This window comes from Cupriavidus sp. GW823-FHT07B10 (assembly GCF_058794355.1).
In genome coordinates, this window is sequence record NZ_JBXAGS010000048.1 from 1 (window position 1) to 852 (window position 852).

General features: G+C 59.9%; 1 protein-coding gene. It reads right to left on the reverse strand.

The window, feature by feature from the left end; genetic code table 11:
- Nucleotides 1–768 (reverse strand): IS5 family transposase (locus AC1Q6V_RS34625; protein WP_492344782.1); only part of this gene is annotated, 768 nt, incomplete at its 3' end.
- Between the last annotated feature and the right edge of the window lie 84 nt (nt 769–852).

Genomic DNA, 852 nt, shown 5'->3' on the forward strand with positions numbered 1-852 from the left:
GTTCAGGTCCTCAACCACCTGCCTGGCATCGTTGAGCATGACCTTCGCAGCCTCGCGCTCGGCGTGTCCGTCCGCATTGGTCACCATCGCGCTCACCACCAGACCGTGGCGGTTGTCGCTCAGGGTATGGCCCATGTAGCGCAGTTCGCTGGCAGTCTTGCCCTTGCGGTACAGCTTGGCATCGGGATCGGTCTTGGACTCGTGTGTCTCGTTGCTGCGCTTGCGTCCCCTGAAGTTGGCGCCATCGTTATCGTCGTCGTTGTCGCCGCCATCCTTGCGCACGAAGCTCTTGTGGCCTGCCCACGCCTGAATCAGCGTGCCGTCCACGCTGAAGTGCTCACCCGACAGCCAGTTCTTCTTCTGCGCGATGGCCAGCACCTCGTTGAAAAATTCGATTACCGCATCATGCTTGATCAGCCGTTCGCGATTCTTGGTGAACACGGTGGGCACCCAAACTGGATCGTCCATCGACAGCCCGATGAACCAGCGAAACAGCAAGTTGTAGTGTGTCTGCTCCATGAGCTGACGTTCGGAGCGAATGCTGTAGAGCACCTGCAGCAGCATGGCTCGCAGCAACTTCTCCGGCGCGATGCTGGGCCGGCCACCCTTGATATCGGCCTCGTACATCTGCGCGAACAACCGGTCCATCTTCACCAGCGCCTGGTTGGCCATGGTGCGGATCGAGCGCAGCGGATGGGACTTCGGCACGAAATCATCCAGCCTCCGCATAGTGAACAAACTCTCGGTGAAGGTGTCTGCGCCGCGCATGAAAGTAGGGCTGGATGGGATCCTCAAATCAACGCTTCAGGCAGTCGTCGCGCTGACGTCCGCTCGAGGTATTTCAGCGGCCTG